This window comes from Thermodesulfobacterium geofontis OPF15, from assembly GCF_000215975.1.
Taxonomy (GTDB): Bacteria; Desulfobacterota; Thermodesulfobacteria; order Thermodesulfobacteriales; family Thermodesulfobacteriaceae; genus Thermodesulfobacterium; species Thermodesulfobacterium geofontis.
The window spans coordinates 1,411,414-1,436,219 of record NC_015682.1; the positions used below are offsets into that span (position 1 = coordinate 1,411,414).

Below are 24,806 nucleotides of genomic sequence, written 5' to 3' on the forward strand. Positions count from 1 at the left end.
AACAATTTGAAAGGGGGCTAATAGTAATGTCTAAAATTTGCGAAATATGTGGGAGAAAACCTCATGCAGGAAATCAAATTAGCCATTCTGCAAAAAAATCTACTAGATGGTGGCATCCTAATATTCAAAAAGTAAGAGTAAAATTACCAGATGGTAGAGTAAAGAGAATGAAAATTTGTACTCGCTGTTTAAAAGCAGGAAAGGTTCAAAAAGCGGTTAGCTAACCAATTCTTCTCTCTATATTTAAAACACCTTCTATTTTATATATATTAGAAATAATTTTATCTAAATGATTTTTGTCATTTACTTCTATATAAAATTCAAAGAAGGCTTTTTTATCTGAAGTAGTTCTTACTTCTGCTTTTAATATATTGCTTTCTGCAGCTGCAATGGCTGAAGAAATATTAGCAAGTAAACCCTTTCTATCTAAACAGATTATATATAAATGAACTGGATAAGTTCTATTATCATACCTTCCCCATCTTACTTCTACAAATCTTTCAGAATCAAGATCTTTTAAATTTGGACAATCAATACGATGAACTGAAATACCTTTTCCTCTAGTAATATAACCAATTATCTCATCTCCGGAAATTGGCTTACAACATTGAGCTAAATGAAATAAAACATCCTTTGTTCCTTCAACTACAATTATATCTTTTGTAGTTTCTAAGAATATTTTTTCTTTAGGAGCTTCCTTAGGAATTTTTTCTATTAATTCTTCTTCAGAAATAAATTTTCCTGTCTTTTCCGCAAAAATTCTTGCTACATTCTTAGCAGAAACTTTTGCACTACCTATTTGATAAAATAATTCATCTAAGGTATTTATTTTAAAATTTTCAAGAAAAGAAGAATTTTCATTTATCTCTTGAATAAATGCATTCAAAGAAGTTTTATATTTTTTTAATTCTTTATGTAAAAGCTCTTTTCCTAAGTTAATTAATTTTTCTTTTTCTTCTCTTTTAAACCATTGTTTTATCCTACTTTTTGCTCTTCCTGTAACAACAATTTTAAGCCAATCCCTACTTGGTTTCTGGTAAGGAGATGTTTCTATTTTAACTATATCTCCTGTGTTAAGTTTATAATCAAGCGGAACCAATTTATCATTTACAAAAGCTCTAACACATCTATTACCAATTTCAGTATGTATAGCATATGCAAAATCAAGAGGGGTAGCACCTACTGGTAAAACAATCACATCTCCTTTAGGTGTAAACACATATATCTCGTCAGGAAACAAATCAAGTTTTAAAGATTCTAAAAATTCCCTGGGATGTTTAAGTTCCTTTTGTAACTCAATTAATTTGCTTAACCATTCTAAATATTTATAATGTCCATGCTTAGAAGTAAAAATCCCTTCTTTATAAAGAAAATGTGCAGCTATTCCTTCATTAGCAACTCTATCCATGTATTCAGTTCTAATCTGGATTTCTATTTTTTTACTGTTTGGACCAAGAACTGTTGTATGTAAACTTTGATACATATTAGGTTTAGGAAGACTTATATAGTCTTTAAATCTTCCAGGAATAGGTGTCCAAAGTGTATGTACTAAACCTAAGGTTTTATAACATTCTTCTACTGTATTAACAATAATTCTAAACCCAATTAAATCATAAATTTGATCTAATTCATCAATAGTAAGATTGTATTTTTGCAGTTTTTTATATACACTATAAAGGTGTTTTACTCTTCCAAGAACTTTCCCTTTAATATTATTTTTTTCCAATAATTCTTCTAAAATTTTCTTAACATTTTCTACATATTCTTTAGCTTCTTTTACCCTTTTTTCTACTTCTATTTTTAACCTTTCGTACTCCTTGGGATATAAATATTTAAATGCTAAATCTTCTAATTCACATTTAACCCAATCAATACCCAGCCTTCCTGCAAGAGGTGCATAAATTTCTAAGGTTTCCTTTGCAATTCTCTGTCTTTTATGTTCAGCCTGGTATTCTAAAGTTCTCATATTATGTAATCTATCTGCCAGTTTAACTAAAATAACTCTTAAATCTTTTGACATCGCAAAAATTATTTTTCTCAAACTTTCAGCTTGCTGAGTAAGCTTATCTACTGAGCTTGGTAGATTTTTTAACTTTGTCACTCCATCTACAATAAAAGCTACTTCTTCTCCAAACTCTTTTTTGATATCCTCTATACTGACTTGTGAATCCTCTACTACATCATGAAGTAACCCTGCTGCAATGGTAGGGAGATCAAGTTTCATTTGAGCTAATATGTAAGCTACTTCCATAGGATGTGAAAGATAAGGTTCTCCTGATTTTCTCATCTGACCTTCATGAATACGAGCTGCCCATTCATAGGCTTTTTCTACAATACGAGTGTTGCAACCAGGTAAATAACTCTGTATTTCATCTAAAATTTTACTTAAAGTAGCCATCTTATATTTAAATTTAAATCTTATTTATAATTTTTACAAGGAAAAAGGATTATTAAGTATTAAGAAGTTCTAAAGCGATTTTTTTGAGAGTTTCTGAAGTAAGACCATATTTCCTTTTTAAGGTTTTAAGGTCTCCGTGTTCTATAAATTTATCAGGAAGCCCAATCCTTTTTATTTTAACAGGAATATTTCTATCTGCTAAAAGTTCGCAAACTGCCGAACCAAAACCTCCTATTAATGTATTTTCTTCTATAGTAATAATTTTACCTGTTTTTTTCGCAAAATCTAAAATTAAATCTTCATCAAGGGGTTTAATAAATCTCGCATTTATAACTGCAATAGATATATTTTCTTTTTCAAGATCCTCTGCTGCTTTTAAAGCTTGATAAACTAAATTACCAATAGCTATTATAGTAAGATCTTTTCCATCTTTTATTAATTCAGCTTTACCAAGAGGTATTTCTTTAAATTCCCAATCTAATTCTACTCCCTCTCCTGCACTTCTCGGATATCTTATAGCTACTGGGCCTGGATATTTAAGTGCACTATAAAGCATATGTTGTAATTCATTTTCATCCTTAGGTGCCATTATGGTCAAATTAGGAATAAGTCTTAGATAAGAAAGATCAAAGCTTCCATGGTGAGTTGGTCCATCTTCTCCTACTAAGCCTCCTCTATCAATAGCAAAAATTACCTTTACATTATTCAAAGCAACATCATGAATAATTTGATCATAAGCTCTTTGTAAAAATGTAGAGTAAATTGCACATATTGGAATATATCCTCCTAAGGCTAAACCTGTTGCAAAAGTTACTGCATGTTGTTCACATATTCCTACATCAAAAAATCTATCAGGATATTTTTCAGAAAAAGCTTTTAATCCTGTTCCAAGTCTCATTGCAGCAGTAATAGCTACAATTTTTGGTTCCATTTCTGCTAATCTTAAAATTGTTTTTCCAAAAACTTCTGTATAAGAAGGAGCTTCATCAGATTTTAAAATTTTGCCTGTTTTAATCTCAAACGGTCCTACTCCATGAAAGATTTCCGGATCTTTCTCAGCATATGGATAACCCTTTCCCTTTTTTGTAATAACATGAAATAAAATTGGACCTTTCATTCTTTTTATATTTTCTAAGATCTCAATAAGTGTTTCTAAATCGTGCCCATCAACAGGTCCTATATATTCAAAATTCAAAGCTGTAAACAAAGCTCCCGGAGTAATAGCCATTTTAAAAATATCTTCTCCCTTTTTTAGTAAACTAATTACACTTTCTCCTCCAGGAAATTTATGAGCCATTTTTTCAATTTCTCTTTTTATAAATCTTGCTAAATTTCCTGTTAATCTTTTAGATACAAAAGAGGATAAAGCACCTACACTTGGAGAGATACACATTTCATTATCATTGAGAATAACTATTAGATCTTCTTTGCGATAACCGGCATTATTTAAACCCTCAAAAGCAAGTCCTGCTGTTATCGAACCATCTCCTATTACTGCTATAACTTTTCCTTCTTCCCCTTTCATTCTTAAAGCTGTAACCAAACCAAGTGCAGCAGATATAGATGTACTACTGTGTCCTGTATCTAAAATATCATGAGGACTTTCACTTCTTTTAGGAAATCCTGCTAATCCATTATATTTTCTAAGTGTAGGGAATTGATCTCTTCTTCCTGTAATGATCTTGTGAGTATAACATTGATGTCCTACATCCCAAATTATCTTGTCTTTAGGAGAATTAAAAACATAATGAAGTGCCAAGGTTAACTCAACTACACCCAAATTTGGTGCTAAATGACCTCCATTTTTTGAAACTACCTCAATAATATAGCTTCTTATTTCTTCAGCTAAAGCTTTAAGATGAGAAATTTTTAATTTTTTAAGATCTTCCGGAGAATTAATCATTTTTAAAAATTTCATTATTTAATGCACCCTATATAATACAAATTCTGCTATAGCTTTTAAAGGAAGAGCACTTTTTTCAAAAGGCTGTAAAGCAGAAATAGCTTTTTCTGTATATCTTTTAGCTAACTCTTTAGTTTTTTCTATTCCAAAAAGGGAAGGATAAGTAAGTTTTTGTTTTTTTACATCGGAAAAAGTCTTTTTCCCGAGTTTTTTTTCATCCCCTAAAATATCTAAAAGGTCATCAACTATTTGAAAAGCGAATCCTAAATTTTTTCCATAAGAAGATAAAGCTTTAAGTTCTTTAGCTTTTGCCCCTCCTAATATAGCCCCACTTAAAACTGAAGCTTCAATTAAACGAACAGTTTTGTTAAGATGTATCCATTTTAATATTCTTGGATTACCCTTTTTACCTTCCATAAGTAGATCAACCATCTGTCCTCCTACCATTCCCTCAAAACCAATTGCTTTAGAAATAATATAAATTGCCTTTAGAAGTTTTGTTTTTTTAACATTTCTGACTAAATCTGGATGAGTAAAAAACTGAAATGCTAAAGCTTGCAAACCATCACCAGCAAGGATAGCAGTTGCTTCATCAAATGCCTTATGACAAGAGGGTTTACCTCTTCTAAAATCATCATCATCCATACAAGGAAGATCATCGTGAATAAGCGAATAAGTGTGAATACATTCTATTCCTGCTGCAAAAAGAAGGATTTTTCTCCAGTCTCCACCTACAACTTCACAGCTTGCTAAACATAAAATTGGTCTTATTCTTTTTCCTCCAGCAAAAAGACTATATTTGCCTGCAGAAATAACTCTTTTTCCGTAACCTTCCTCCTTAGGAAAATATTTTTCTAAAATCTCCTCAACTTTTTTTCCTCTTTCTTTTAAATAAGATTCAAGATTAAATTTATTTGAACCCATTTTTTAAAAGCTCATAAGCTTTCTCTAAATTCTCCAGTTTAAATCCCTCTTTATCTTTTAAGATAACTTCTATCCTTGCTCTTGCATTCTTGAGTTTTTCTTCACAAAAATGAATAAGTTTTAACCCCTCTTCATAGAGATTTATTGCTTCTTCCAAATCAAGTTCTTTATTTTCTAATTGTTTTAAAATTTGTTCAATCTTCCTTAATGCCTCTTCAAAACTTAATGAATTATTCTTAATCATCATATTTATTCCTCCACTTTTTTAACTTCTACCAAAAGTTTACCTTCGGAAAGGTAAACTTCTAATAATTTTCCTTCTTTCACTTCTTTAGCATTTTTAATAATTTTACCTTCAGGATAGGATTTTACTATACTATAACCTCTTTGTAAAATATTTAACGGAGAAAGGGAAATAAGCAATTTTTTTAAATTTTCTAATTTTTTTTCTTTTTCTATAAAATAGACCTTTATTGAATAAAAAAGTCTATTTTTAAAAAATTTAAGCCTTTCTTCTCCAAACTTTATATTTTCTTGAGGATGTCTTTTTTTAAGTAGGTTTTTTATCTCCCATAATTTTTTTTCCTTTAAACTAAAATATTTTTCTGTTTCTAAAACCAGTTTATGATAATAATCTTTAATTTTCCTTTCTAAATGATGAATAATTTTAAAAGGATTTTTATTTTCAAGCTCTATTTTAACTTCATAAAGACTTTTTTCTTTTTTAGTAAAAATGACTTCTAAAAGTTGGTCTAACTTTTCTTTATAAAGTTTTAATTTATGAAGAATATCTTCTTTTGAAGGGATAATTTCTTCTGCTGCAGCTGTTGGAGTAGCACATCTTCTATCTGCAATTAAGTCACATATAGTATAATCTATTTCATGCCCCACTGCTGAAACAACAGGTATTTTAGAATCTTTTATTCCTAAAATTATATCTTCAGTATAAAATGGAGCTAAGTCTTCAAAAGATCCTCCGCCTCTTGTTATTATAATTACTTCTACATCACTAAAACAATTGTTTATATCCTTTATGGCTTGAACTATTTCTTTTTCAGCACCCTCTCCTTGAACTCTTACTGGATAAATAAGGATTTCCAATTCCCATCTATCTTTACTAACCTTTAAAAAATCCTGCAAAGCTGCTCCAAAAATAGAAGTTATAAGCGCAATCTTTTTCGGATAAAGTGGAATAGCTCTTTTTCTATTAGGATCAAACAAAGGTTGATATTTTCTTATAAGCTCTTCTTTCTTTAAAGTTAAAAGCCCCTTTCCTAAAGGTTCAACCCTTCTAACTATAAAATAACACTCCCCTGAACGAGGATAAAAGCTAAGTTTACCAAAACACAAGACTTTTAGTCCATTTTTTAAATAAGGAGTAATTTCAATATCTTTTTGGTAACTAAAAATTATGGCTTTAAGAGATGCTTCTTCTTCTATTAGATTAAAATAGATATTTCCATTATGAGCGTATCTTAAGTTAGCAACCTCTCCCTCTATCCATAATAGAGGAAATTTAGCTTCTATAAAAGTTTTTAATTCCTGAGTAACCTCCTTTACAGTGAAATATAATTTTTCTCTTTCTTCTATATCAACTTTTACTTCCTCTAATTCATTCATTTAACTCTTTCTGCTTAAAATTTTGTAAGTTTTTATATTAAAAATTATATCTGTTATTATGCTTAAATTCAAGCTCTTTTAAATAATATAAAAGTTTTTTATTTATTTGCACTATAAAACTAATGCAACTATAAATCCCTTGACAATTTCCAAAAATTGAATATGATTATCATTATCAAAAAATATAGGAGGTTAAAAAAAAAATGAGAGTTGCAATTGCAACTGAGGGTGATTTTGTTGCACAACATTTTGGTAAATGCCCTGGCTTTACGATAGTTGACATTGAAAACGGAAAAATTACCCGTAAAAACTTTGTAGAAAATCCCAGTTATAAGTCTCATCAGCCAGGTGCTGTGCCAATGTTTTTGAAAAACCAAAATGTTGATTATGTCATCGCAGGAGGTATGGGACCAAAAGCAATTATGATGTTTGAATCTTTCGGAATAAAAGTATTCGTTGGAGTAACAGGTAAAATTGAAGAAGTTATTGAGGCTTTTATCAAAGGTACATTAACTACCGGAGAAAGTCTTTGTGAACGCGGGGAACATCGTTGCCAGCATTAAAAATTATTTTGATTAAAGTTATAAACTTGACTTTTAAAAAGAAGTGTTAAATTTTAAATTAAATTGAAAATTATTTTCATTATAAACAAAAAGGGGGGTGAAAAAAGATGCCTTGGGGAGACAGAACTGGACCTCTTGGATTGGGTCCAAAAACAGGTAGAGGTTTAGGATTTTGCTCTGGTTATGATATTCCTGGATATATGAATCCAGGACCAAGATTAGGGTTAGGTTGGGGAAGAGGAAGAGGTTGGAGATGGTGGTGTAGATGGTTTGGAGGATTTGGAAGAGGTTGGAGATGGAGATGGTTTTGGAGAATACCTTTTTTCGGAGGAGCTTCTTTTGGAGATGAAGCAGAACTACTTAGGCAGGAAGCAGAAATTCTCAAGAAAAATCTTGAAGCAATTGAGAAACGTTTAAGCGAGCTCGAAAAGAAAAAAGAATCTTAACTAACCAAATAGTTAATTTAAGAAATTTATTTTTTAAAACCTTGGAGACTTTACCTCCAGAGGTAATTTAAAATTTAAAATGGGGGAAAATTATGAAAATTTGTATTACTTCTCAAGGTAAGGATTTAGAATCAGAAATTGATCCAAGATTTGGGCGTTGTAAATATTTTATTTTTTATGATACAGAAACAAATCAATATGAGGTAGTTGAAAATCCTTGGAGAGAAGCTCCTAAGGGAGCTGGAACACAGGCTGGTCAATTTGTTGCCTCTAAGGGAACTAAAATTTTAATAACAGGAAATGTGGGTCCTGGTGCAGAATGGGTTATAATATCAGCAGGAATAAAAATTGTAGAAGCTAAAGGTAAAGTAATAGATGCAATAAATAAAGCTAAGAGGGAAATTGAATAAAAAGATAGCTTTTTAAAATGGACCAATCTAAAAATATACTCTACCCTTTTTCTGCTTTTGCTGAAAAATATGATGCCTGGTATGATTCTGAAGAAGGCAGGATTTTGTATGAAAACGAGAAAAAATGCCTTGAGCTTTTGATTAAAGATTGTGAAAAGGTTTTAGAAATAGGTGTGGGAACAGGAAGATTTTCTGTTTTAGCAAATCAAGCTATTGGCGTTGATATCGCTTTTCCTCCACTAAAAATTGCTAAAAATAGAGGAATTTTTGTTATTCAAGCAAGGGCAGAGAGATTACCCTTTAAAGATAAAACTTTTGAATGCATTATGTTTATTGTTACACTAAGTTTTGTTGAAGATTTAGTGAAAGCTTTGCTTGAAGCTAAAAGGGTTTTAAAAAAGAATGGTAAAATTATCATTTGCGAAGTTTTTAAAGAATCTGAGCTTGGAAAACTTTATGAAGAAAAAAAGAAAAAAAGACATCCCTTTTATAGCTATGCTACTTTTTATAGTTTTACTGAATTTAAAAAAATTTTAGAAAATTGTGGACTAAAAATTAATAATATCTACGGAACACTTGTAAATTATCCTTGTAAGCCTCCAAATTTAGAATCTCCATTAAAACTCTCTTTAGAAAATCCCTATTTTAACAAATTACCCGGATTTGTTTGTTTAGAAGTGATACCATGATTATTTCAGTTGCCAGCGGAAAAGGTGGTACAGGAAAAACTACTGTTGCAGTTTCTCTTGCCTTAAGTATTGAAAATTCACAAATAATTGATTGCGATGTAGAAGAACCAAATGTTCATTTATTTTTGAATCCAGAAATTAAAGAAAAAATTAAAGTAAAAACTCTCATTCCTGAAGTAGATAAAAATAAATGTAATTATTGTGGTTACTGTAGTCAAATATGTGTCTATAATGCTCTGGCTGTGCTAAAATTTAATTCAACTGGAGAGGTTTTACTCTTTCCTCATCTGTGTCATGGATGTGGGGGATGTATTTTACTTTGTCCTGAAAAGGCTATAAATCAAGGTTTTAGAGAGATTGGAGAAATTACAATAGGTTATAGGGAAAATGTAGAATTTGTAGAAGGAAAACTTAACATATCAGAAGTGCTTGCTCCTAAAGTGATTGAAAAAGCAAAAAATTTTATAAAACCTGATAAAATAGCTATAATTGATGCACCACCAGGAACAACTTGTCCTACAGTGTCTGCTATTAAAGGTTCTGATTTTTGCCTTCTTGTTACAGAACCAACTCCTTTTGGACTACATGATCTTGAACTTGCTTATGAAGTTACTAAGGCATTAAAAGTCCCTTCAGGTGTAGTAATTAATAAATCCGAAGATGATAAAATTATTGAAGATTTCTGTAAAAAAAATAATCTTCCCATTTTAATGAAAATCCCTTTTAAAAGGGAAATTGCTGAACTTTATTCTAAAGGAGTGCCTTTAGTAGTTGGCATGCCTAAATATAAAGAAAATTTTCAAAAACTTATTACTTTAATAAAAAATTTCAAAAAATGAAACAAATTTTAGTAATAAGTGGAAAGGGCGGAACAGGAAAAACCTTTTTTGCAGGTTGTTTAGCTGTTTCATTACCAAACAAAGTAATTGTTGATTGCGATGTTGATGCAGCCAATCTTCATTTAATTTTGCATCCAAAAATTGAACAATCCTTTGAATTTATTGGTGGTAAAATCGCTTTTATTGATGAAGAGAAATGCACAACTTGTGGAGCCTGTAAGGAAGTATGTCAATTTTCCGCTATAACAGAGGATTTTCAAATTGATGAATTTTCTTGTGAAGGTTGTACTATCTGTAGTTATGTATGTCCTACCTCTGCTGTTATTATTAAAGATAGAATATCAGGAAGTTATTTTATTTCAAATACTGATTATGGTAAAATGGTTCATGCAAAGCTTGGCATTGCTCAAGAAAACTCAGGAAAGCTTGTTACAAAATTAAGAGAGATTGCTAAAGAAATTGCTGAAACGAATGGTGCAGATTTTATTATTATTGATGGACCACCTGGTGTTGGATGTCCTGTTATGGCATCAATGACGGGGGTTGATCTTGTTCTTGCAATAACAGAACCAACAGTATCGGGATTTCATGATTTAAAAAGAGTCATTGACCTTGCCAAACATTTTAAAGTTGAAATAAAAGTAATTATTAACAAATATGATTTAAACATAGAGATGAGTAAGAAAATAGCTAAGGATCTTGAAAAATTAAATATTAAAATTATAGGAATGATACCTTTTTCTGAAGAAATCCTTGCCTCTGTAAAAGCAGGAGTCCCCTTTTTAAAATTTTCAAAAAGCAAACTGTCAAAAGATATTGAAAAATTAATCCACAAAATCTTAGATTCTCTTTAATTATGATTTCCTCATTTGGGGAAATTATTCCCCAAATGGGAAAATCTTAAAATTTTTATAAACTACTTAAATCATTTAAAATTAATCTTTAGCGGGTTTTTAAAAATAGGTATACTTTTTGCAATATTAAAAAACAAAAATTTAAAAAGGGGGGTTAGTTATGAAGAAGGTACTTAGTTTAATTACTGCTTTAATTCTTTTTGCATCACCTGTTTTTGCAACTAAACAAGCTGGTTCTGTAGCTGGAAATGCTACAAATGCTACTGCTACTCAGGAAGTTAAAAAACCTGTAAAGAAAGTTAAAAAAGTAAAGAAAGTAAAGAAAGTAAAGAAAGAAGAAAAGAAAGAAGAAGGTACAACAGCAGCTCCTGAGAAAAAGTAAATTTATTTAAACTTTAACCCTCTGGGATTTCCCCAGAGGGTTTTATTTTATAACATCATCCAATTTTATACCTAAGTCTTTAGCTTTTTTGAGCATTTCTAAAAGTTGAATTTTTAATTTTTCTTTTTCTTCAATTTCAGTTTCTTCTATCTTTGTTTCTTTTTCCATAAAATAAATTTTAAAACTTTCTAATGGTTTCATCTCCATTACTTCAATTGTCACAGAAATAGGTTTGAATTCATTATTCGGTGTATCTTCATATTCTATAGTTATTCTTGTAGGTTTCTCAGAAGCTTCCCTTTTATTCATTTCTTCGATAAGTCTTCTTGAAAGCTCAAGCCATATATTTTTATTTTTTTCTTTAATATCTTCAGACACATTTTTTCCGTAAAATAATGAATAAAACCACCTTTTTAATCTGAATATAGCTCCTCTACCTGTTGGTGCAATTTTAAATCTTTGTTGTTTTATCTCCATAATCAATATTATACATTATAATTTTAAAAACTTAAGTAGTTACATCTTGTGTTAAAAGACTCAAAAAATTAATCTCTTTTAGAGCTTCGATCAATTTATTTCTTACTTTAAACCATATAGGATGAACAGGGCATTGAGAAGAAAGGTTACAAATTTCTCTATTAATAACGCATCTATTTAGGGTAATAGCTTTTTCTATAGCCACAATAACATCATAAAGGGTTATATCTTTTGGTTTTTTGACTAATTTTACCCCCCCTGATACCCCCCTTTTAAGTTTCAGTAAACCTGCCTTTTCAAGTTGTTTTAATATTTTCATTAAAAACTTTTTTGGAATTTGCATTTCATTTGAAATCTCTTCAGCTTTTGAAGTATAATTTTCTTTTTTTGAAAGACAAAGCACTGTTCTTATTGCATAATCTGTTTCTCTTGTAATCTGTAACCCCTTAATAGCCTTCCTCCTTAAGTTCTTCTTCTGTTATTTTATACATAAATGTTTTATATGTCCAAGCCTGATATAAGAGAACAATAGGGACAAAAATTATCACTACAATGGTCATCACTTTCAAAGTATAGGGACTTGAAGAGGAATTAAATATGGTAAGATTATATTTTGGATCAATTGATGAAGGAATTAAATTTGGATATAGTCCTATCACTCCGCTAAAGACAAGAGCAATAATAAATAGAAAAGAAAATAAAAATGCGCTCCCGTTTTTATTTTTCATAATATAAGACCCAGTAAGAAGTAGGCAAACTAAAGCCAAAGCTGGAACAATAAACCATATAGGCATTTTTATAAAGTTATCATAGAGATTTGTAAATAGGGCTGTAAAAACAAAAAATAATACAGCAGTAATTGCCTGTAAAAACCAAAATTTCTTTGCTATTGAAAGTGCACGGTTAGCTAATTCCTCAGGGACTCTTAATGATACCCACAGTCCTCCATGAACTATAAAAGTAAAAAGAAAGAGTAACCCTACAAGCAATCCATAAGGATTAAGGAGGCTAAAAAAAGTTCCATAGTAGCCAGAATCATCAAAGGGAAGTCCTTTAAAAATGTTTCCAAAGGCAACACCAAAAAGTAGAGCTGGAATAAAACTGCCTACAAATAACCAAAAATCCCAAAATTTTTTCATTCCTTCAGAAGTTGATTTTCCTCTAAGTTCCACAGCAACACCTCTAAATATTAAAGCAAAAAGTATTATTAATAAAGGAGTGTAAAGATAGCTAAACATATAAGCATAAGTTGTAGGGAAGGCAGCAAAAGTAGCTCCTCCTGCAGTAATTAACCATACTTCATTGCCATTCCAAACTGGACCTATAGCATGTAGCACTGCTCTTTTGTCAATTTCACTTTTACTAATAAAAGGGTAAAGAATACCTGCTCCTAAATCAAATCCATCAAGGGCAAAATAAACTGCCCAAAGTAAACCCCATAAAACAAACCATATAATTTGGAATTCCATTTTTACACCTCCTTTGGTTCAGGTCCTTTTTTTGCATATTTTGAAAGAAGATAAATATCGATAATTCCAAGAGCGCTATAAAAAATTGTAAATCCAATAAGAGAAGCTATAACCTGTATAGGCTCCACTGCTTTGGAAACAGCATCAGAAGTTCTCAGTAATCCATAGACAATCCAAGGTTGTCTGCCTACCTCTGCTACAATCCAGCCAAGTTGTGCTGCTATATAAGGAAGCGGAATTGACCATAAAAGAATTCTTAAAAGTGTTGTGCTTTGCTCAATTTCTTTAAATTTAACCAAAGCTAAAAAGGAAAGAAGAATAAAAAGAAAACCAAATCCTACCATTAATCTAAAACTTACAAAAGTAAGTGTTACTGGGGGTCTATCTTGAGGTGGAAATTCCTTAAGTCCTTTAATTTCTTTCTTCCCAGCTAAAAAACTAAGCAAACCTGGAATTCCTATTGCCTCAACTAAATTTTTCTCATTTTTTGGGTCAGGAATAAGCAGGAGATACATTGGTGCATCTTTGGTAGTTTCCCAAAGAGACTCCATTGCAGCAATCTTTGTTGGTTGGGTATGGGCAACTTCATGAGCATGAAAATGACCAATAAACGCAACTAAAATAGAACTTATAAGTGCAAAGGTGGCTCCGATCTTAAAAGATTTTTTAAAAAATTCAGTTTCATTTTTTCTCAAAAGATGATAAGCAGAAACTCCCAGAATAAAAAATCCTGCTACAACCCAGCCTGACATAACAGTATGGAAAAATTTAAGTATTGCATAGGGATTAGTTACAACTGCCCAGAAATCAACCATTTCTGCCCTTCCATTTCTTATTACATAACCTACAGGATTTTGCATCCAGCCATTGGCAATTAAAATCCATAAAGCAGAAATATTAGTTGCTAATGCTACAAGCCATATTGAAAAGGCATGAAGTTTAGGTGAAATTCTATTCCATCCGAATATCCAAACACCAAGAAAAGTAGATTCAAGAAAGAATGCCAAAGTTGCTTCAATAGCAAGGGGAGAACCAAAAATATCTCCAACATAGCGAGAATATTCTGCCCAGTTCATTCCAAATTGGAATTCCATTGTTATTCCTGTAACTATTCCTAAGGCAAAATTAATCAGAAAAAGTACTCCCCAAAACTTTGCCATCCTTAAATAATCTTTATCTCCAGTTGCTACATATTTGCTTTCCATATAAGCTACAAGAACTGAAAGCCCCAAAGTAAGAGGAACAAAAATAAAATGAAAAGCAGCGGTTATGGCAAATTGAAGCCTACTTAACAAAACAATATCCATTTTTTACCTCCTGTAATTTTATTATTAATTACTTCTATTATCAACTTTTAAAATTTTATAAAGAACAATTTTTTCTAATTTTATTATTGATTAATTTTATCCACTTTAAAAAATTTGTCAAGAGAAATTTTTTATCAAAGGTATCTATTTTTATCTTAAGTTGTTAATTAGCTTTTCTACTTTCTTTTTTATCTCCTCTCTTACTTTTCTAAAAACTTCTAATTTTTCTTCTTCTGAGCCTTCTGCCTTTGCTGGATCTGGAAGACCCCAATATTCCCTATATGCAGTAGGTATATAAGGACAGGTTTCTGCAGAATCTTCACAAAGGATTATCACTATATCAAGTTCATTATAGGGTATATTTTCAATAGACTTTGGATAATGAGAGGGAAGGATTAACGTTTAATGCTGGAGAAGAACCTGCAGAATAAATTTCTACTTGCTTTCCATACAACTTAGCAAAATATTTAACATATCCTTCTGCCATTTGACTTCTTGCTGAATTTCCACTACATATAAAACCTATTTTGATATCCTAATTAAAATTTTATCAAAAAAAATTTAAATTGTAAAAAACAAAATTCGGGATTATAATTTAAAAGGCCAAAAATATCAAATAAGGAGGAGGTGAAAAGATGAAGAGATTTGTAGCCTTTTTAGTTGGAGTTTCTCTTTTAGGCTTATCTGCTGTTTATGCTAAAGGTCCTCAAGGTGGACCAGAAAAAGCTGGTCCTAAACCTTATCAAGGAGCTGGAATAGGTAAAGAGGTTAGCAATGCCACTAAGGAATTAAAGGGACAGGAAGAAAAAAAAGGATTTGGGCAAACTGTTAGAGAAAGAGCACGTGAAAAGTCAAGAATTCAAGAACATAAAGAGCTAAAGAAACAACAAAAAATTCAAAAACAAATCAAACCAAAAGCTGGTACTGGCAATGCAACCTCTCAATAATCTAATTTAGATAATTTTAAAACATTAATAAAACACTCTAATCTTTTAGGCATACTTAGTTATTTCTTAAAGGTTAATTATCGATTCTTGACTTAAATTTTTAAATTTTTAAAATTATGTTATGGAAAAGGAAAGGCTTGTTCCTGATACAAGTGTATTTACTAATCCTAATGTTTACACACAATTTGGAAAAAATCCTTCAGAAGCTTTTACCAATTTTCTTTTAATGGTTGCTGAGTTAGAAGGTGATGTTGCGGTTTATATTCCTACCTCGGTTTTTGAAGAATTAAAAAGAATGCTAACAGATCTTAAACTTCCTCCGAAAGCTCGTTCAGTCTTAAAAGTAAAATCTCCCAAAAAATATGAGCTTTATATACCTGCTTTTTTAATGTATGAATTTATTGAAGAATTAAGAAATAGAATTAATAAAGGTTTAAGAGTTGCTGAGGAAGCTGTAAAAGCATCAACTTATAAAAAGCCTGAAGAAGTTTTAAAGTTTTTAAGAAAAAGATATAGAGAAGTTTTAAGAGAAGGAATTGTAGATAGTAAAGAAGACCTGGAATTAATTCTTCTTTCTTTAGAACTTGATGCAATAGTTCTTTCTGCTGATAAAGGAGTTTTAAATATGGCAGATAAATTAGGATTAAGATATTTAGAACCAAAAGATATAAAAGATACTTTAGAAGGTTTTAAACTTTGGTAGCTATTTAATTTCTAATTCTTTAAACATAATATCCTGTAGGATAAGTTCTGCTAAATCCTTAGCTAAAATCTTTAAAGCCTCTTCTCTTCCAGGATCAAGAACATTTGAGGTAACTTCAATAGGAACGCGATATATCTCATATCTACTTAATTTGCCCTCTAAAATAACTTTACCTTCTTTTTTTTCTATAAGCTTATACTTTCCTTCAAATTCAATTTTTCTTTCCTTAGTTTGAATAAAGGTTTCATAAGCTACAGGAACTAAATATACTTTCGTTATTTCTCCTTTTAATATTAAGTCAGCTCTTGATTCATCATATACAGGCATTAAAAATTTCCCCTCAGCTAATTTATGTCTTAGTTCATAAGCGAGCATCTCTCCTAAGGCAGTTTCTGAAGTAAAGTTTTTCCAAGGGGCAATATAAACAGTTTGCCATTCAGGCTTAAAATAGGAAGGTCTTTCTTGAAATTGGTAACCACAGGAAAAAAAGAAAAAACTAAGAAACAACAAAATTAACCAATTTCTTAGGCACAAATACCACATTTTTTAAATTCTTTCCCTCCAAATATTTTTTTATTTTTGGACGCTCTTGAGCTAATCTTATAATTTCTTCCTTAGAAAGCTCAACAGGAACCTCTATCTGATCTCTTACTTTACCATTAACTTGAATTACAAGAATAAAGATATCTTCTTCAATAAGAGCAGGATCATATTCAGGAAATTTCTCTAAGGAAATAAAAGTTTTATGCCCCAATTCCTCCCAAAGTTCTTCTGCAATATGAGGACAAATTGGAGAAATAAGAAGTAAAACCTTATCAAAACATTCCTTTAAAACTTTTTTATTTTTTTCATCTTCTGTAGAAATCTCTTTTAAAGTATCCTCTAAAAGGTTTAAAAATTCCATAATAGCTGCTATAGCTGTATTAAAGTGGAGCCTCTTTTCTAAATCTTCTGAAACTTTTTTAATGGTTTGGTGAAGTTTTCTTCTCAATTTTAAAAGATTGTTGGGAAGATCTTTCAAATCTTCCTCTTTATAAGAGACTTCTTTTAATTTTTCTGCATAATTTATAACCAAATTATATAATCTTTTCAAAAATCTAAATGCTCCTTCAATTCCGTGATCACTCCATTCAAGATCTTTTTCTGGTGGAGCTGCAAAAGCTATAAATAATCTAACTGTATCAGCTCCATATTTTTCAATCATTTGATCTGGATCAACAATATTGCATTTGCTTTTAGACATTTTTTCAAATTTTCCAACAATAACCTCTTTTCCACATCCATCTTTTAAACATTTTCCTTCAGGAGAAACCTCTTCTGGATAAAGCCAGCCATGAATAGGACATTTATAGGTTTCTTTTATTACCATCCCTTGAGTTAATAGATTAAGAAAGGGCTCATCTAAATCAAAATAGCCAAGATCTCTCAAAACTTTTGTAAAAAATCTGGCATAAAGTAGGTGTAAAATAGCATGCTCTATTCCACCGATGTATTGATCAACAGGAAGCCAATATTTTATATCCTCTTTATTAAAAGGTTCAGGATAATTGGGACAGGCAAATCTTGCGAAATACCAAGAAGATTCTACAAAAGTATCAAAAGTATCAGTTTCTCTTTTTGCTTGAGAACCGCATTTTGGACATTTAGTATTTACAAATTCAGAAAGATTAGGAAGAGGCGACCTTCCTGAAGGATCTATTTGAGCATCTAAAGGTAAGATTACAGGAAGATTTTCTATTTTTTCCGGAACAATTCCACATCTTTCGCAATAAATCATTGGAATAGGACATCCCCAATATCTCTGACGAGAAATTCCCCAATCTCTTAACCTATAAGTAACTTTCTTTTTACCAAGTCCCTTTTCTTCTAAATATGCTGTTATTTTAGCTTTACCCTCAATACTGTCTAATCCTGTAAAGATGTCTGAATTAACCATAATGCCTGGTTCTTCATAAGCACTTTCCATCTCCTCAGGAACTAAATCTTTATCCTTAGGTTTAATAACAACTTTAATAGGAAGCTTATATTTTTTAGCAAATTCGAAGTCTCTCTGGTCATGGGCAGGAACACACATTATAGCACCTGTTCCATATTCCATTAAAACAAAATTAGCAACAAAAAGAGGCAATTTTTCAGCTGTAAGAGGATGAAAGGCATAGGTTTCCAAAAAGAGACCTTCCTTTTCAGCTATACCAGCTTCTATATCTCTTCTTTCTTTTCTAACTTTTTCTATAAAATTTTCTAATTCCTTTTTTAATCCTTTTTTCTCTGCAATTTTTTTAGCCATTGGATGTTCTGGAGACATACAAACGAAAGTCGCACCAAAAAGAGTATCTGGACGAGTAGTATACACAATAAGGTCTTCTTCTATTTCAGGAATTGGGAATTTGATTTCTGCTCCTTCACTTTTTCCTATCCAATTTATTTGCATGGTTATAACTTTTTCAGGCCAATGTCCTTCAAGTTTTTTAAGGTCTTCTAAAAGTTCTTCAGCATAAGCTGTAATTTTAAGAAACCATCCTTCCATTTCTTTAAGGGTGACCTCTTCTCCGCATCTCCAACAAGCTCCATTTTCTACTTGCTCATTTGCAAGAACCGTGTGACAAGAAGGACACCAATTTACTAAGGTTTTTTTTCTATAAGCAAGACCTCTTTCATACATTTCTATAAAAAAACGCTGTTCATGTTTGTAATATTCAGGATCACAGGTTGCGAATTCCCTACTCCAATCATAGCTAAAACCAAGTTTTTTTAATTGATTCCTCATATAATCTATATTTGAATAGGTCCACTTAGCTGGATGAACTCCGTGTTTAAGGGCTGCATTTTCTGCAGGAAGTCCAAAAGCATCCCAACCCATAGGATGTAAAACATTATATCCTTTCATTCTCTTTACTCGAGCTAATATATCTCCTAAGGTATAGTTTCTTACATGCCCCATATGAATTCTACCTGAAGGATAAGGAAACATCTCTAAAACATAATATTTAGGCTTTGAAGGATCTCTTTTTACTTCAAAAATTTTATTTTCTTCCCAAAGTTTTTGCCATTTAGCTTCTATAGAAGAAAAATCATATTTTTTCATAGATAATCCTCCTAAACTGCCTTTACAAAAATTTATTCTTCTTCATAAATATTTTTTATTATAGCATCTGCAAATTCAGAACATTTAACTTCTTTTGCTCCTTCAAGCTGTCTTGCAAGGTCATAAGTAACTATTTTTTGTTGAATAGTTTTAGAAAGTGCTTTCCATATAAGATCTGCTGCCTCTTTCCAACCGATATATTCGAGCATCATTTTTCCAGAAAGAATAAGTGAAGAAGGATTCACCTTATCAAGTCCTGCATATTTTGGAGCAGAACCATGAGTAGCTTCAAAAATAGCATATCCATCTCCTATATTAGCACCTGGCGCCATACCTAATCCACCTACTTGAGCTGCAAGGGCATCTGAAAGATAATCTCCATTTAAATTAGGAGTTGCAAGAACACTATACTCTTCAGGTTTCAAAAGTGCCCATTGAAACATAGCATCTGCAATTCTATCTTTTATTACTATAATTCCTTCTGGAACTCCATTAGGATATTTTTCAGGAACCTCATTTTCAAAAACGGTTTTATCTGGAAATTCCTCTTTAGCTAGTTCATACCCCCAATTTCTAAAAGCCCCTTCTGTATATTTCATTATATTTCCTTTGTGAACAAGAGTAACACTTGGGTAACCATTTTCTAAAGCATATTTTATAGCTTTCCGAACAAGTCTATAGGTCCCAAATTTACTTATAGGCTTAATTCCAATTCCAGAATCTTCTCTTATTTCTTTTCCAAAATTTTCTTTTATAAATTCTATAAGTTTTTTGGCTTCCTTTGATCCCGCAGGATATTCAATTCCTGCATAAACATCCTCTGTATTTTCTCTAAAAACTACCATATTTACTTTCTCTGGATACTTAACTGGAGATGGTGTTCCAGGGATCCATTTTATGGGTCTTACACAAGCATAAAGATCTAATACTTGTCTTAAAGTAACATTAAGACTCCTAAATCCACCTCCAACTGGTGTAGTAAGCGGACCTTTAATAGCAACCACACATTCTTTTATAGTTTGTAAAGTTTCTTCTGGTAAGTAATTACCTGTTTCTTTATAAGCTTTTTCACCTGCTAAAATTTCTTTCCAGAGGATTTTTCTTTTGCCATTATAAGCTTTTTCAATCGCTGCATTTAAAACTTTTAAAGTTGCTCTCATTATATCTGGACCAATTCCATCTCCTTCTATATAAGGAATTTCAGGATCATCTGGAACATCAAGAGAAAAATCACTTCTAAGTCTTATTTTTCCCATATTTTAAAAAACCTCCCCTAAAATTTATCCTAAAAATCTTAATCCAAGTAAGAATTTTGACAAGATAAAAAACTCCCTATATAATATTTTAAATAATTATGGATATTGCAAAAGAAATTAAAAAATATCTTATCTACCTAAATGAATTGGGATTTAGTTATATTCCTGCTGATGAAAATTTTAAAAAATTATTGAAAAATAATACCTATTTCTCAGAAAATAATTTAGAAAAAATTAAAAATGCTATAGCTAATTGTGAAAAATGTCCTCTTTGTAGAGTAAGAAAACAACCTATATGGGGTGAAGGAGATTTAGAAGCAAAACTTATGCTTATTACTGAGTTTCCAGATAAAGACGAAGATTTTTATGGTAAACCATTTGTAGGAGCTATGGAGGAACTTCTAGAGAAAATATTAAAAAGTATAAATTTAACAAGAAAAGACTTTTTCATTACCCATGCTGTTAAATGTAAGACCCCTGGAGGTAGACCTCCTGAATTTGAAGAAATTTCAGCTTGTAAAACCTATCTTCTTAAACAGATTAAGTTTTTAAATCCTAAACTTATTTTAGCTTTTGGATTTACACCTCCAAAAATCTTTTTTGATAATAACCCTACCCTCTCTTCTATCAGAGGACAGCCTATAAAAATTAAAGATTCTATCATTCTTTTTACTTATCATCCTAATTATATGCTTAAAAACCCAGCTGTAAAACGTTTATTATGGGAAGACTTACAAAAATTTAGGAAATTTTATGAACAAATTTTTAAAATTTCTTAAAATTTTTTTCCTAATTAGCTATTTTCTTTGTTCTTCAGGTTTTTGTAAAGAAAATAAGATTTTTTTAGTTAAAATCGATGCTCCTATAACCCCAGTTATTGCTAATTTTTTAATATATAGTATTGATTTAGCTAATAAAGAGGCTTCTCAAGCTTTAATCATAGAATTGGATACTCCCGGAGGATTAGTTGAGTCTACAAGAGAAATTGTGAAAGAAATTTTACAAAGTAAAGTTCCCATTATTGTATATGTAAGTCCCTCAGGAGCAAGAGCAGCTTCAGCAGGAACCTTTATTTTACTTGCTTCCCACTTAGCAGCTATGGCTCCGGGAACACGTGTAGGCGCTGCTCATCCTATAGAACTTACAGGAAAAGCCGACGAAAAGGTGATGGAAAAAATAACTAACGATTTAGTTACTTGGGCTAAAAATCTTGCCCAAATGAGAAAAAGAAATGAAAAATTTGCTGAAGAAGCTGTGAAAAAAAGTAAAAGTATTACAGAAACAGAAGCTCTTAATTTGGGAGTTATAGAAATAATAGCCAAAGATTTGAATGAACTTATCCAAAAGGCTCATGGAAAAAGTGTTATAATAGATGAACAAAAAATTTCTTTAAATTTAAAAAATTGTGAAATAAAAGAAATTAAAGAAGATTTAAAAACGAAGATCTTGAAAATTTTAACTAATCCCAATTTAGTATATTTACTTTTAATGCTTGGACTTGCTGGTCTTTATTTTGAATTTTCTCATCCAGGAACAATTTTCCCAGGGGTAATAGGAACAATTTGTTTAATTCTTGCCTTAGTAGGTTTAAGTATTTTACCTGTTAATTATGCAGGTTTAGCTTTAATTATTTTAGGTGGAATCCTTTTCTTTTTAGAATTACAGATAGCTTCACACGGACTCCTTGCTCTTGGAGGAGGTATTTGTCTTCTTTTAGGATCTCTTATGCTTTTTGGGAAAAATCCTCCCTCTCTGAGAGTTTATCAACCCTTTTTATACACAGTAATTCTAACCATTTCTGCAGCTTTGGGAGGTATTACTTATTTAGCTATAAAAACACTTAGAAAAAAACCTGTTTCGGGTAGAGAAGCCCTTATTAATAAAATCGGGAAAGTAATAGAAGATGTAGGACCAAAAGAAGGTAAGATATTTGTAGAGGGTGAAATATGGAAAGCTGTAGCTGATGAATATATTCCAAAGGGAACAAAAGTAATAGTAATTGAAAAGCAAGGATTTGTTTTAAAAGTAAAACCTTTAAAAGCGCAATTTAAATGAAAAAAATTATTTACCTCTTTTTGTTTTTATTAATCTTTAATAAAGCTTCTTATGGTTTAGAAAATTCTACTAATAATTGTAAAACCATAAATTTCGATTTAGAAAACAATGAATTTTTTATTGAGATTGAAGGATTTTCCGCAAAACCTGTAAAAAAGGAATCTATCACCTTTCTGGGAAATATTGTAATAGAAAAAAGAATCTATAAGAATTCAAATAAAAAATTAAAAGTCAGTTTATATAGAGGAAAAAATCTTATTAACAATTGGAAACTTTTGCTTTTTTCTCTAAGCGGCTTTTCTGAAGAAAGTTTAAAAGATTTAGAAATAGAAAATTTTAAAGCAAAAGTTTATGAAAAAGAAAATTATAAAGCAGTTATTTTACCCTTATTAGAAAGTGAAAATATGGGATTAGTAATTATTTTTAGCTCTGAAACCTTAACCTTAGAAGAAATGATAGATCTAATAAAAAAATTTCCTATTCAAAAATTCTATTTATCCTCTTGCTCTTAAAATTAACTCTTTCATTTCTCTTACAGCATCTTTAATTCCTACAAAAAGAGCTCTTGAAACAATGCTATGTCCTATACTAAACTCTTCTATCTGAGGTATAGCTGCAACAGGTCCTATGTTTTCATAATTTAAGCCATGTCCAGCATGAACTATAAAACCGAGATCTTTAGCTAATCTTGCAGAAATTTCAATTTTATTAAGTTCCTCTTCTCTTTTTTCATCTGTTTCAGCTTCTGCATACATTCCTGTATGAATTTCTATGATTTGAGCACCTGTTTTTTTAGCAAGTTTTATAGCTTTTTCATCTGGATTTAAAAATAAGCTTACTTTTATCCCTGCTTCGTTAAGTTCTTTAACTGCTTTTTTAACCTCCTCTACCCTTCTCTCTAAATTCATTCCTCCTTCTGTGGTAATCTCTTCTACCCTTTCTGGAACCAAAGTAACCTGATAAGGTTTTATTTCTTTTGCAAATTTAATTAGATAATCATCTATAGCCATCTCTAAGATAAGTTTAGTTTTTATAATCTCCTTTATAATTCTTACATCCCTTTCTTTAATATGCCTTCTATCAAGCCTTAAATGAACAACAATTCCATCAGCCCCTCCAAGTTCTGCAAGTACTGCAGCATGAACAGGATCAGGATAACAGGTTCTTCTTGCTTCTCTTACAGTTGCTACATGATCTACATTTACTGCCAATTTTGCAGGCATATATTCCCTCCTTTTAAGAAAATTTATAAGTTTCTTCTTATCTTTTTTAAAGGCAATTTTATTAAGTAAGTTTAACTCATTTTTTAACATAAGAAAAGGTGAAAACCATCCCCTTTCATGGTCATAATCTAAAAGATGAAAAAGTCCATGAGTAACTAAAGCAAGAAGATAATTTTTAAAATCAATTTCATAAATTTTTGATTCCTCTTTTGCTTTCTCAACAGATATAATAATTTCTCCCAAAATATTAGAAATCAAAGGGCTTTCCTTAGCAAATGGAAAGGCTAAAACATTAGTAGGATATGGTCTTCCTAAATATTGAGTATTGAGTTTTTTAATATGTTTATTATCTGTAAAAACTAAAGATATTTCCTTATGGAAGAGTTTTAAATATTTTAAGGCTTTTTCTATTCTTTTTTTTAATTCATTGATTTCTTTTTGGGAAATAAGTTTTTTAGAGGTAAGATGTATTAAAATTGGCATTATTTTTCAAAGACTTTTTTAGCAAATATTAAATATCCTGTATGAGCAACCATTCTGTCTTCTGGACGAAGTCTTTCTGGATTAGTTTTATAATGTCTTAAAAGTATTTCTACAACCTCTATTTCTATAAAAGGGCATTTTTCAAGTTCTGAAAGGCATTGAGAAACTTGATTAGCTGTAGGAACCAAAATACCAAGTGGATGACCACCTTTTAAAGCTTCCCAAGAACCTTTAATGAGTACCCAAGGTGTTTTTACATCTAAAAATACTGCATCAACTTCTTTTTCTTCAAAATTTTCTAAAACTTCTACATTTTTAAAAATAACTCTATGCAAAAGCCCAAGTTTTTTTAAATTTTTCTTTGCAACTTCCTGAAATTTTAATTCCTTTTCATAGGAAATTACTTTTCCTTCCTCCCCTACTATATAAGCAAATGCTGAAGTAAGAGCACCTGAACCTCCTCCACATTCAAGAACTATTTTCCCAGGACCTATGTTGAGTTTTAATAGAATATATCCTATGTCCTTAGGATAAATTATTTGGGTTATTCTTTCTATTTTTTTTATAAAGTCATAGATTGTAGGCTTTAAAATATAAAATTTTTCTCCCTTTTTTCCATAAATAACATCTCCGTAAGTTTTTCCTATTAAATCTTTTAAATTTAAAAAGTCTTTATGAGTATGAAAATCTTGGTCTTTTATTTCAACAAGATAGGATTTTTCATCTGAAGTCAAAAGTAAAACATAATCTCCTTCTTTTAGAGACATTTATGA

29 protein-coding genes are annotated in these 24,806 nt (G+C 30.7%); 13 read left to right on the forward strand and 16 right to left on the reverse strand.

The genetic code is table 11. The features are described from left to right. The first annotated feature begins 26 nt into the window (after window positions 1-26). Window positions 27-224 carry a 50S ribosomal protein L28 gene (gene rpmB / locus TOPB45_RS07275; protein ID WP_013910191.1) on the forward strand — a complete coding sequence of 66 codons (198 nt, stop codon included), beginning with the start codon at window positions 27-29 and terminating at the stop codon, window positions 222-224. On the opposite strand, the gene TOPB45_RS07280 is transcribed toward rpmB, so the two are convergent. From TOPB45_RS07280 to xseA, 5 genes are read right to left on the reverse strand one after another with little or no spacing between them, the layout of a single operon-like run. Further along, complete coding sequence (locus TOPB45_RS07280) at window positions 221-2,398, reverse strand: RelA/SpoT family protein (protein ID WP_013910192.1); 2,178 nt, start codon at window positions 2,396-2,398, stop codon at window positions 221-223. The genes rpmB and TOPB45_RS07280 overlap by 4 nt on opposite strands. 52 nt (window positions 2,399-2,450) lie before the next feature. Continuing rightward, the gene (gene dxs / locus TOPB45_RS07285; RefSeq protein ID WP_013910193.1) at window positions 2,451-4,316 is read right to left on the reverse strand and encodes a 1-deoxy-D-xylulose-5-phosphate synthase; all 1,866 of its coding nucleotides are present in this window, start codon (window positions 4,314-4,316) and stop codon (window positions 2,451-2,453) included. A gap of 3 nt (window positions 4,317-4,319) precedes the next feature. After that, entirely contained in the window at window positions 4,320-5,225 is a 906-nt protein-coding gene (locus tag TOPB45_RS07290; RefSeq protein ID WP_013910194.1) for a polyprenyl synthetase family protein, read from the reverse strand. Then, the gene (xseB, locus tag TOPB45_RS07295) at window positions 5,212-5,472 is read right to left on the reverse strand and encodes an exodeoxyribonuclease VII small subunit (RefSeq protein ID WP_013910195.1); all 261 of its coding nucleotides are present in this window, start codon (window positions 5,470-5,472) and stop codon (window positions 5,212-5,214) included. Before xseB ends, TOPB45_RS07290 begins: the two co-directional genes overlap by 14 nt. Window positions 5,473-5,474: 2 nt before the next feature. Next, entirely contained in the window at window positions 5,475-6,845 is a 1,371-nt protein-coding gene (xseA, locus tag TOPB45_RS07300) for an exodeoxyribonuclease VII large subunit (RefSeq protein ID WP_013910196.1), read from the reverse strand. 203 nt (window positions 6,846-7,048) lie between these two features. On the opposite strand from xseA, the gene TOPB45_RS07305 reads away from it, so the two are divergent. From TOPB45_RS07305 to TOPB45_RS07335, 7 genes are all read left to right on the forward strand, one after another. Further along, the gene (locus tag TOPB45_RS07305; RefSeq protein ID WP_013910197.1) at window positions 7,049-7,408 is read left to right on the forward strand and encodes a NifB/NifX family molybdenum-iron cluster-binding protein; all 360 of its coding nucleotides are present in this window, start codon (window positions 7,049-7,051) and stop codon (window positions 7,406-7,408) included. A 107-nt stretch (window positions 7,409-7,515) separates the two neighbouring features. Beyond that, window positions 7,516-7,854, forward strand: a complete 339-nt coding sequence (locus TOPB45_RS08815; RefSeq protein WP_013910198.1) for a DUF5320 domain-containing protein — start codon at window positions 7,516-7,518, stop codon at window positions 7,852-7,854. A gap of 92 nt (window positions 7,855-7,946) precedes the next feature. Next, a complete protein-coding gene (locus TOPB45_RS07315; RefSeq protein WP_013910199.1) occupies window positions 7,947-8,264 on the forward strand; it encodes a NifB/NifX family molybdenum-iron cluster-binding protein in 318 nt (105 codons plus the stop codon). A gap of 17 nt (window positions 8,265-8,281) precedes the next feature. Then, window positions 8,282-8,953 (forward strand): class I SAM-dependent methyltransferase, encoded by a 672-nt coding sequence (locus tag TOPB45_RS07320; RefSeq protein ID WP_013910200.1) that lies wholly within the window; start codon window positions 8,282-8,284, stop codon window positions 8,951-8,953. Beyond that, window positions 8,950-9,792: an ATP-binding protein gene (locus tag TOPB45_RS07325; protein WP_013910201.1), complete on the forward strand. Its 843-nt coding sequence runs from the start codon at window positions 8,950-8,952 to the stop codon at window positions 9,790-9,792. Before TOPB45_RS07320 ends, TOPB45_RS07325 begins: the two co-directional genes overlap by 4 nt. Next, the gene (locus TOPB45_RS07330; protein ID WP_013910202.1) at window positions 9,789-10,646 is read left to right on the forward strand and encodes an ATP-binding protein; all 858 of its coding nucleotides are present in this window, start codon (window positions 9,789-9,791) and stop codon (window positions 10,644-10,646) included. The genes TOPB45_RS07325 and TOPB45_RS07330 overlap by 4 nt, the downstream gene beginning before the upstream one ends. Window positions 10,647-10,806: 160 nt before the next feature. After that, window positions 10,807-11,028: a hypothetical protein gene (locus tag TOPB45_RS07335; RefSeq protein ID WP_013910203.1), complete on the forward strand. Its 222-nt coding sequence runs from the start codon at window positions 10,807-10,809 to the stop codon at window positions 11,026-11,028. 42 nt (window positions 11,029-11,070) lie between these two features. On the opposite strand, the gene TOPB45_RS07340 is transcribed toward TOPB45_RS07335, so the two are convergent. The 6 genes from TOPB45_RS07340 to TOPB45_RS09270 form a co-directional block, all read right to left on the reverse strand. Then, complete coding sequence (locus TOPB45_RS07340) at window positions 11,071-11,505, reverse strand: hypothetical protein (protein ID WP_013910204.1); 435 nt, start codon at window positions 11,503-11,505, stop codon at window positions 11,071-11,073. A 31-nt stretch (window positions 11,506-11,536) separates the two neighbouring features. Then, a complete protein-coding gene (locus TOPB45_RS07345; protein ID WP_041430390.1) occupies window positions 11,537-11,956 on the reverse strand; it encodes an RrF2 family transcriptional regulator in 420 nt (139 codons plus the stop codon). Further along, window positions 11,952-12,974 (reverse strand): cytochrome d ubiquinol oxidase subunit II, encoded by a 1,023-nt coding sequence (gene cydB / locus TOPB45_RS07350; RefSeq protein WP_013910206.1) that lies wholly within the window; start codon window positions 12,972-12,974, stop codon window positions 11,952-11,954. The genes TOPB45_RS07345 and cydB overlap by 5 nt, the downstream gene beginning before the upstream one ends. A gap of 2 nt (window positions 12,975-12,976) precedes the next feature. Next, the gene (locus TOPB45_RS07355) at window positions 12,977-14,281 is read right to left on the reverse strand and encodes a cytochrome ubiquinol oxidase subunit I (protein WP_013910207.1); all 1,305 of its coding nucleotides are present in this window, start codon (window positions 14,279-14,281) and stop codon (window positions 12,977-12,979) included. A gap of 150 nt (window positions 14,282-14,431) precedes the next feature. Then, window positions 14,432-14,617 (reverse strand): low molecular weight phosphatase family protein, encoded by a 186-nt coding sequence (locus tag TOPB45_RS07360; protein ID WP_408033202.1) that lies wholly within the window; start codon window positions 14,615-14,617, stop codon window positions 14,432-14,434. Window positions 14,618-14,645: 28 nt separating this feature from the next. Further along, the gene (locus tag TOPB45_RS09270) at window positions 14,646-14,768 is read right to left on the reverse strand and encodes a low molecular weight phosphatase family protein (RefSeq protein ID WP_201763795.1); all 123 of its coding nucleotides are present in this window, start codon (window positions 14,766-14,768) and stop codon (window positions 14,646-14,648) included. A 148-nt stretch (window positions 14,769-14,916) separates the two neighbouring features. On the opposite strand from TOPB45_RS09270, the gene TOPB45_RS07365 reads away from it, so the two are divergent. Further along, complete coding sequence (locus TOPB45_RS07365) at window positions 14,917-15,228, forward strand: hypothetical protein (protein ID WP_013910208.1); 312 nt, start codon at window positions 14,917-14,919, stop codon at window positions 15,226-15,228. Window positions 15,229-15,349: 121 nt separating this feature from the next. Next, the gene (locus tag TOPB45_RS07370) at window positions 15,350-15,931 is read left to right on the forward strand and encodes an RNA ligase partner protein (protein WP_013910209.1); all 582 of its coding nucleotides are present in this window, start codon (window positions 15,350-15,352) and stop codon (window positions 15,929-15,931) included. Here TOPB45_RS07370 and lptE read toward each other — a convergent pair whose 3' ends face one another. From lptE to icd, 3 genes are read right to left on the reverse strand one after another with little or no spacing between them, the layout of a single operon-like run. Then, on the reverse strand, window positions 15,932-16,438 hold the full coding sequence (gene lptE / locus TOPB45_RS07375; RefSeq protein ID WP_041430393.1) for an LPS assembly lipoprotein LptE: 507 nt from the start codon (window positions 16,436-16,438) through the stop codon (window positions 15,932-15,934). Further along, the gene (gene leuS, locus TOPB45_RS07380; RefSeq protein ID WP_013910211.1) at window positions 16,428-19,016 is read right to left on the reverse strand and encodes a leucine--tRNA ligase; all 2,589 of its coding nucleotides are present in this window, start codon (window positions 19,014-19,016) and stop codon (window positions 16,428-16,430) included. The genes lptE and leuS overlap by 11 nt, the downstream gene beginning before the upstream one ends. 32 nt (window positions 19,017-19,048) lie before the next feature. Beyond that, window positions 19,049-20,272, reverse strand: coding sequence for an isocitrate dehydrogenase (NADP(+)) (icd, locus tag TOPB45_RS07385; protein WP_013910212.1), 1,224 nt, complete (start codon window positions 20,270-20,272; stop codon window positions 19,049-19,051). A gap of 98 nt (window positions 20,273-20,370) precedes the next feature. Between icd and TOPB45_RS07390 the strand changes: the two genes are divergently transcribed. From TOPB45_RS07390 to TOPB45_RS07400, 3 genes are read left to right on the forward strand one after another with little or no spacing between them, the layout of a single operon-like run. Further along, complete coding sequence (locus TOPB45_RS07390) at window positions 20,371-21,051, forward strand: uracil-DNA glycosylase (RefSeq protein WP_013910213.1); 681 nt, start codon at window positions 20,371-20,373, stop codon at window positions 21,049-21,051. Beyond that, on the forward strand, window positions 21,026-22,327 hold the full coding sequence (locus tag TOPB45_RS07395) for an NfeD family protein (RefSeq protein ID WP_013910214.1): 1,302 nt from the start codon (window positions 21,026-21,028) through the stop codon (window positions 22,325-22,327). The genes TOPB45_RS07390 and TOPB45_RS07395 overlap by 26 nt, the downstream gene beginning before the upstream one ends. Beyond that, the gene (locus TOPB45_RS07400; protein WP_013910215.1) at window positions 22,324-22,839 is read left to right on the forward strand and encodes a hypothetical protein; all 516 of its coding nucleotides are present in this window, start codon (window positions 22,324-22,326) and stop codon (window positions 22,837-22,839) included. Before TOPB45_RS07395 ends, TOPB45_RS07400 begins: the two co-directional genes overlap by 4 nt. Here TOPB45_RS07400 and TOPB45_RS07405 read toward each other — a convergent pair. Further along, window positions 22,822-24,033: a pyridoxine 5'-phosphate synthase gene (locus tag TOPB45_RS07405; protein ID WP_013910216.1), complete on the reverse strand. Its 1,212-nt coding sequence runs from the start codon at window positions 24,031-24,033 to the stop codon at window positions 22,822-22,824. The two genes, TOPB45_RS07400 and TOPB45_RS07405, sit on opposite strands and share 18 nt — an antisense overlap. After that, window positions 24,033-24,800: a tRNA (adenine-N1)-methyltransferase gene (locus tag TOPB45_RS07410; protein WP_013910217.1), complete on the reverse strand. Its 768-nt coding sequence runs from the start codon at window positions 24,798-24,800 to the stop codon at window positions 24,033-24,035. The genes TOPB45_RS07405 and TOPB45_RS07410 overlap by 1 nt, the downstream gene beginning before the upstream one ends. Window positions 24,801-24,806: the final 6 nt, after the last annotated feature.

Coding starts and splice junctions, on each gene's coding strand:
- rpmB (WP_013910191.1), top strand. CDS start 27: ATGTCTAAAATTTGCGAAATATGTGGGAGAAAACCTCATGCAGGAAAT.
- TOPB45_RS07280 (WP_013910192.1), bottom strand. CDS start 2,398: ATGGCTACTTTAAGTAAAATTTTAGATGAAATACAGAGTTATTTACCT.
- dxs (WP_013910193.1), bottom strand. CDS start 4,316: ATGAAATTTTTAAAAATGATTAATTCTCCGGAAGATCTTAAAAAATTA.
- TOPB45_RS07290 (WP_013910194.1), bottom strand. CDS start 5,225: ATGGGTTCAAATAAATTTAATCTTGAATCTTATTTAAAAGAAAGAGGA.
- xseB (WP_013910195.1), bottom strand. CDS start 5,472: ATGATGATTAAGAATAATTCATTAAGTTTTGAAGAGGCATTAAGGAAG.
- xseA (WP_013910196.1), bottom strand. CDS start 6,845: ATGAATGAATTAGAGGAAGTAAAAGTTGATATAGAAGAAAGAGAAAAA.
- TOPB45_RS07305 (WP_013910197.1), top strand. CDS start 7,049: ATGAGAGTTGCAATTGCAACTGAGGGTGATTTTGTTGCACAACATTTT.
- TOPB45_RS08815 (WP_013910198.1), top strand. CDS start 7,516: ATGCCTTGGGGAGACAGAACTGGACCTCTTGGATTGGGTCCAAAAACA.
- TOPB45_RS07315 (WP_013910199.1), top strand. CDS start 7,947: ATGAAAATTTGTATTACTTCTCAAGGTAAGGATTTAGAATCAGAAATT.
- TOPB45_RS07320 (WP_013910200.1), top strand. CDS start 8,282: ATGGACCAATCTAAAAATATACTCTACCCTTTTTCTGCTTTTGCTGAA.
- TOPB45_RS07325 (WP_013910201.1), top strand. CDS start 8,950: ATGATTATTTCAGTTGCCAGCGGAAAAGGTGGTACAGGAAAAACTACT.
- TOPB45_RS07330 (WP_013910202.1), top strand. CDS start 9,789: ATGAAACAAATTTTAGTAATAAGTGGAAAGGGCGGAACAGGAAAAACC.
- TOPB45_RS07335 (WP_013910203.1), top strand. CDS start 10,807: ATGAAGAAGGTACTTAGTTTAATTACTGCTTTAATTCTTTTTGCATCA.
- TOPB45_RS07340 (WP_013910204.1), bottom strand. CDS start 11,505: ATGGAGATAAAACAACAAAGATTTAAAATTGCACCAACAGGTAGAGGA.
- cydB (WP_013910206.1), bottom strand. CDS start 12,974: ATGGAATTCCAAATTATATGGTTTGTTTTATGGGGTTTACTTTGGGCA.
- TOPB45_RS07355 (WP_013910207.1), bottom strand. CDS start 14,281: ATGGATATTGTTTTGTTAAGTAGGCTTCAATTTGCCATAACCGCTGCT.
- TOPB45_RS09270 (WP_201763795.1), bottom strand. CDS start 14,768: ATGGCAGAAGGATATGTTAAATATTTTGCTAAGTTGTATGGAAAGCAA.
- TOPB45_RS07365 (WP_013910208.1), top strand. CDS start 14,917: ATGAAGAGATTTGTAGCCTTTTTAGTTGGAGTTTCTCTTTTAGGCTTA.
- TOPB45_RS07370 (WP_013910209.1), top strand. CDS start 15,350: ATGGAAAAGGAAAGGCTTGTTCCTGATACAAGTGTATTTACTAATCCT.
- leuS (WP_013910211.1), bottom strand. CDS start 19,016: ATGAAAAAATATGATTTTTCTTCTATAGAAGCTAAATGGCAAAAACTT.
- icd (WP_013910212.1), bottom strand. CDS start 20,272: ATGGGAAAAATAAGACTTAGAAGTGATTTTTCTCTTGATGTTCCAGAT.
- TOPB45_RS07390 (WP_013910213.1), top strand. CDS start 20,371: ATGGATATTGCAAAAGAAATTAAAAAATATCTTATCTACCTAAATGAA.
- TOPB45_RS07395 (WP_013910214.1), top strand. CDS start 21,026: ATGAACAAATTTTTAAAATTTCTTAAAATTTTTTTCCTAATTAGCTAT.
- TOPB45_RS07400 (WP_013910215.1), top strand. CDS start 22,324: ATGAAAAAAATTATTTACCTCTTTTTGTTTTTATTAATCTTTAATAAA.
- TOPB45_RS07405 (WP_013910216.1), bottom strand. CDS start 24,033: ATGCCAATTTTAATACATCTTACCTCTAAAAAACTTATTTCCCAAAAA.
- TOPB45_RS07410 (WP_013910217.1), bottom strand. CDS start 24,800: ATGTCTCTAAAAGAAGGAGATTATGTTTTACTTTTGACTTCAGATGAA.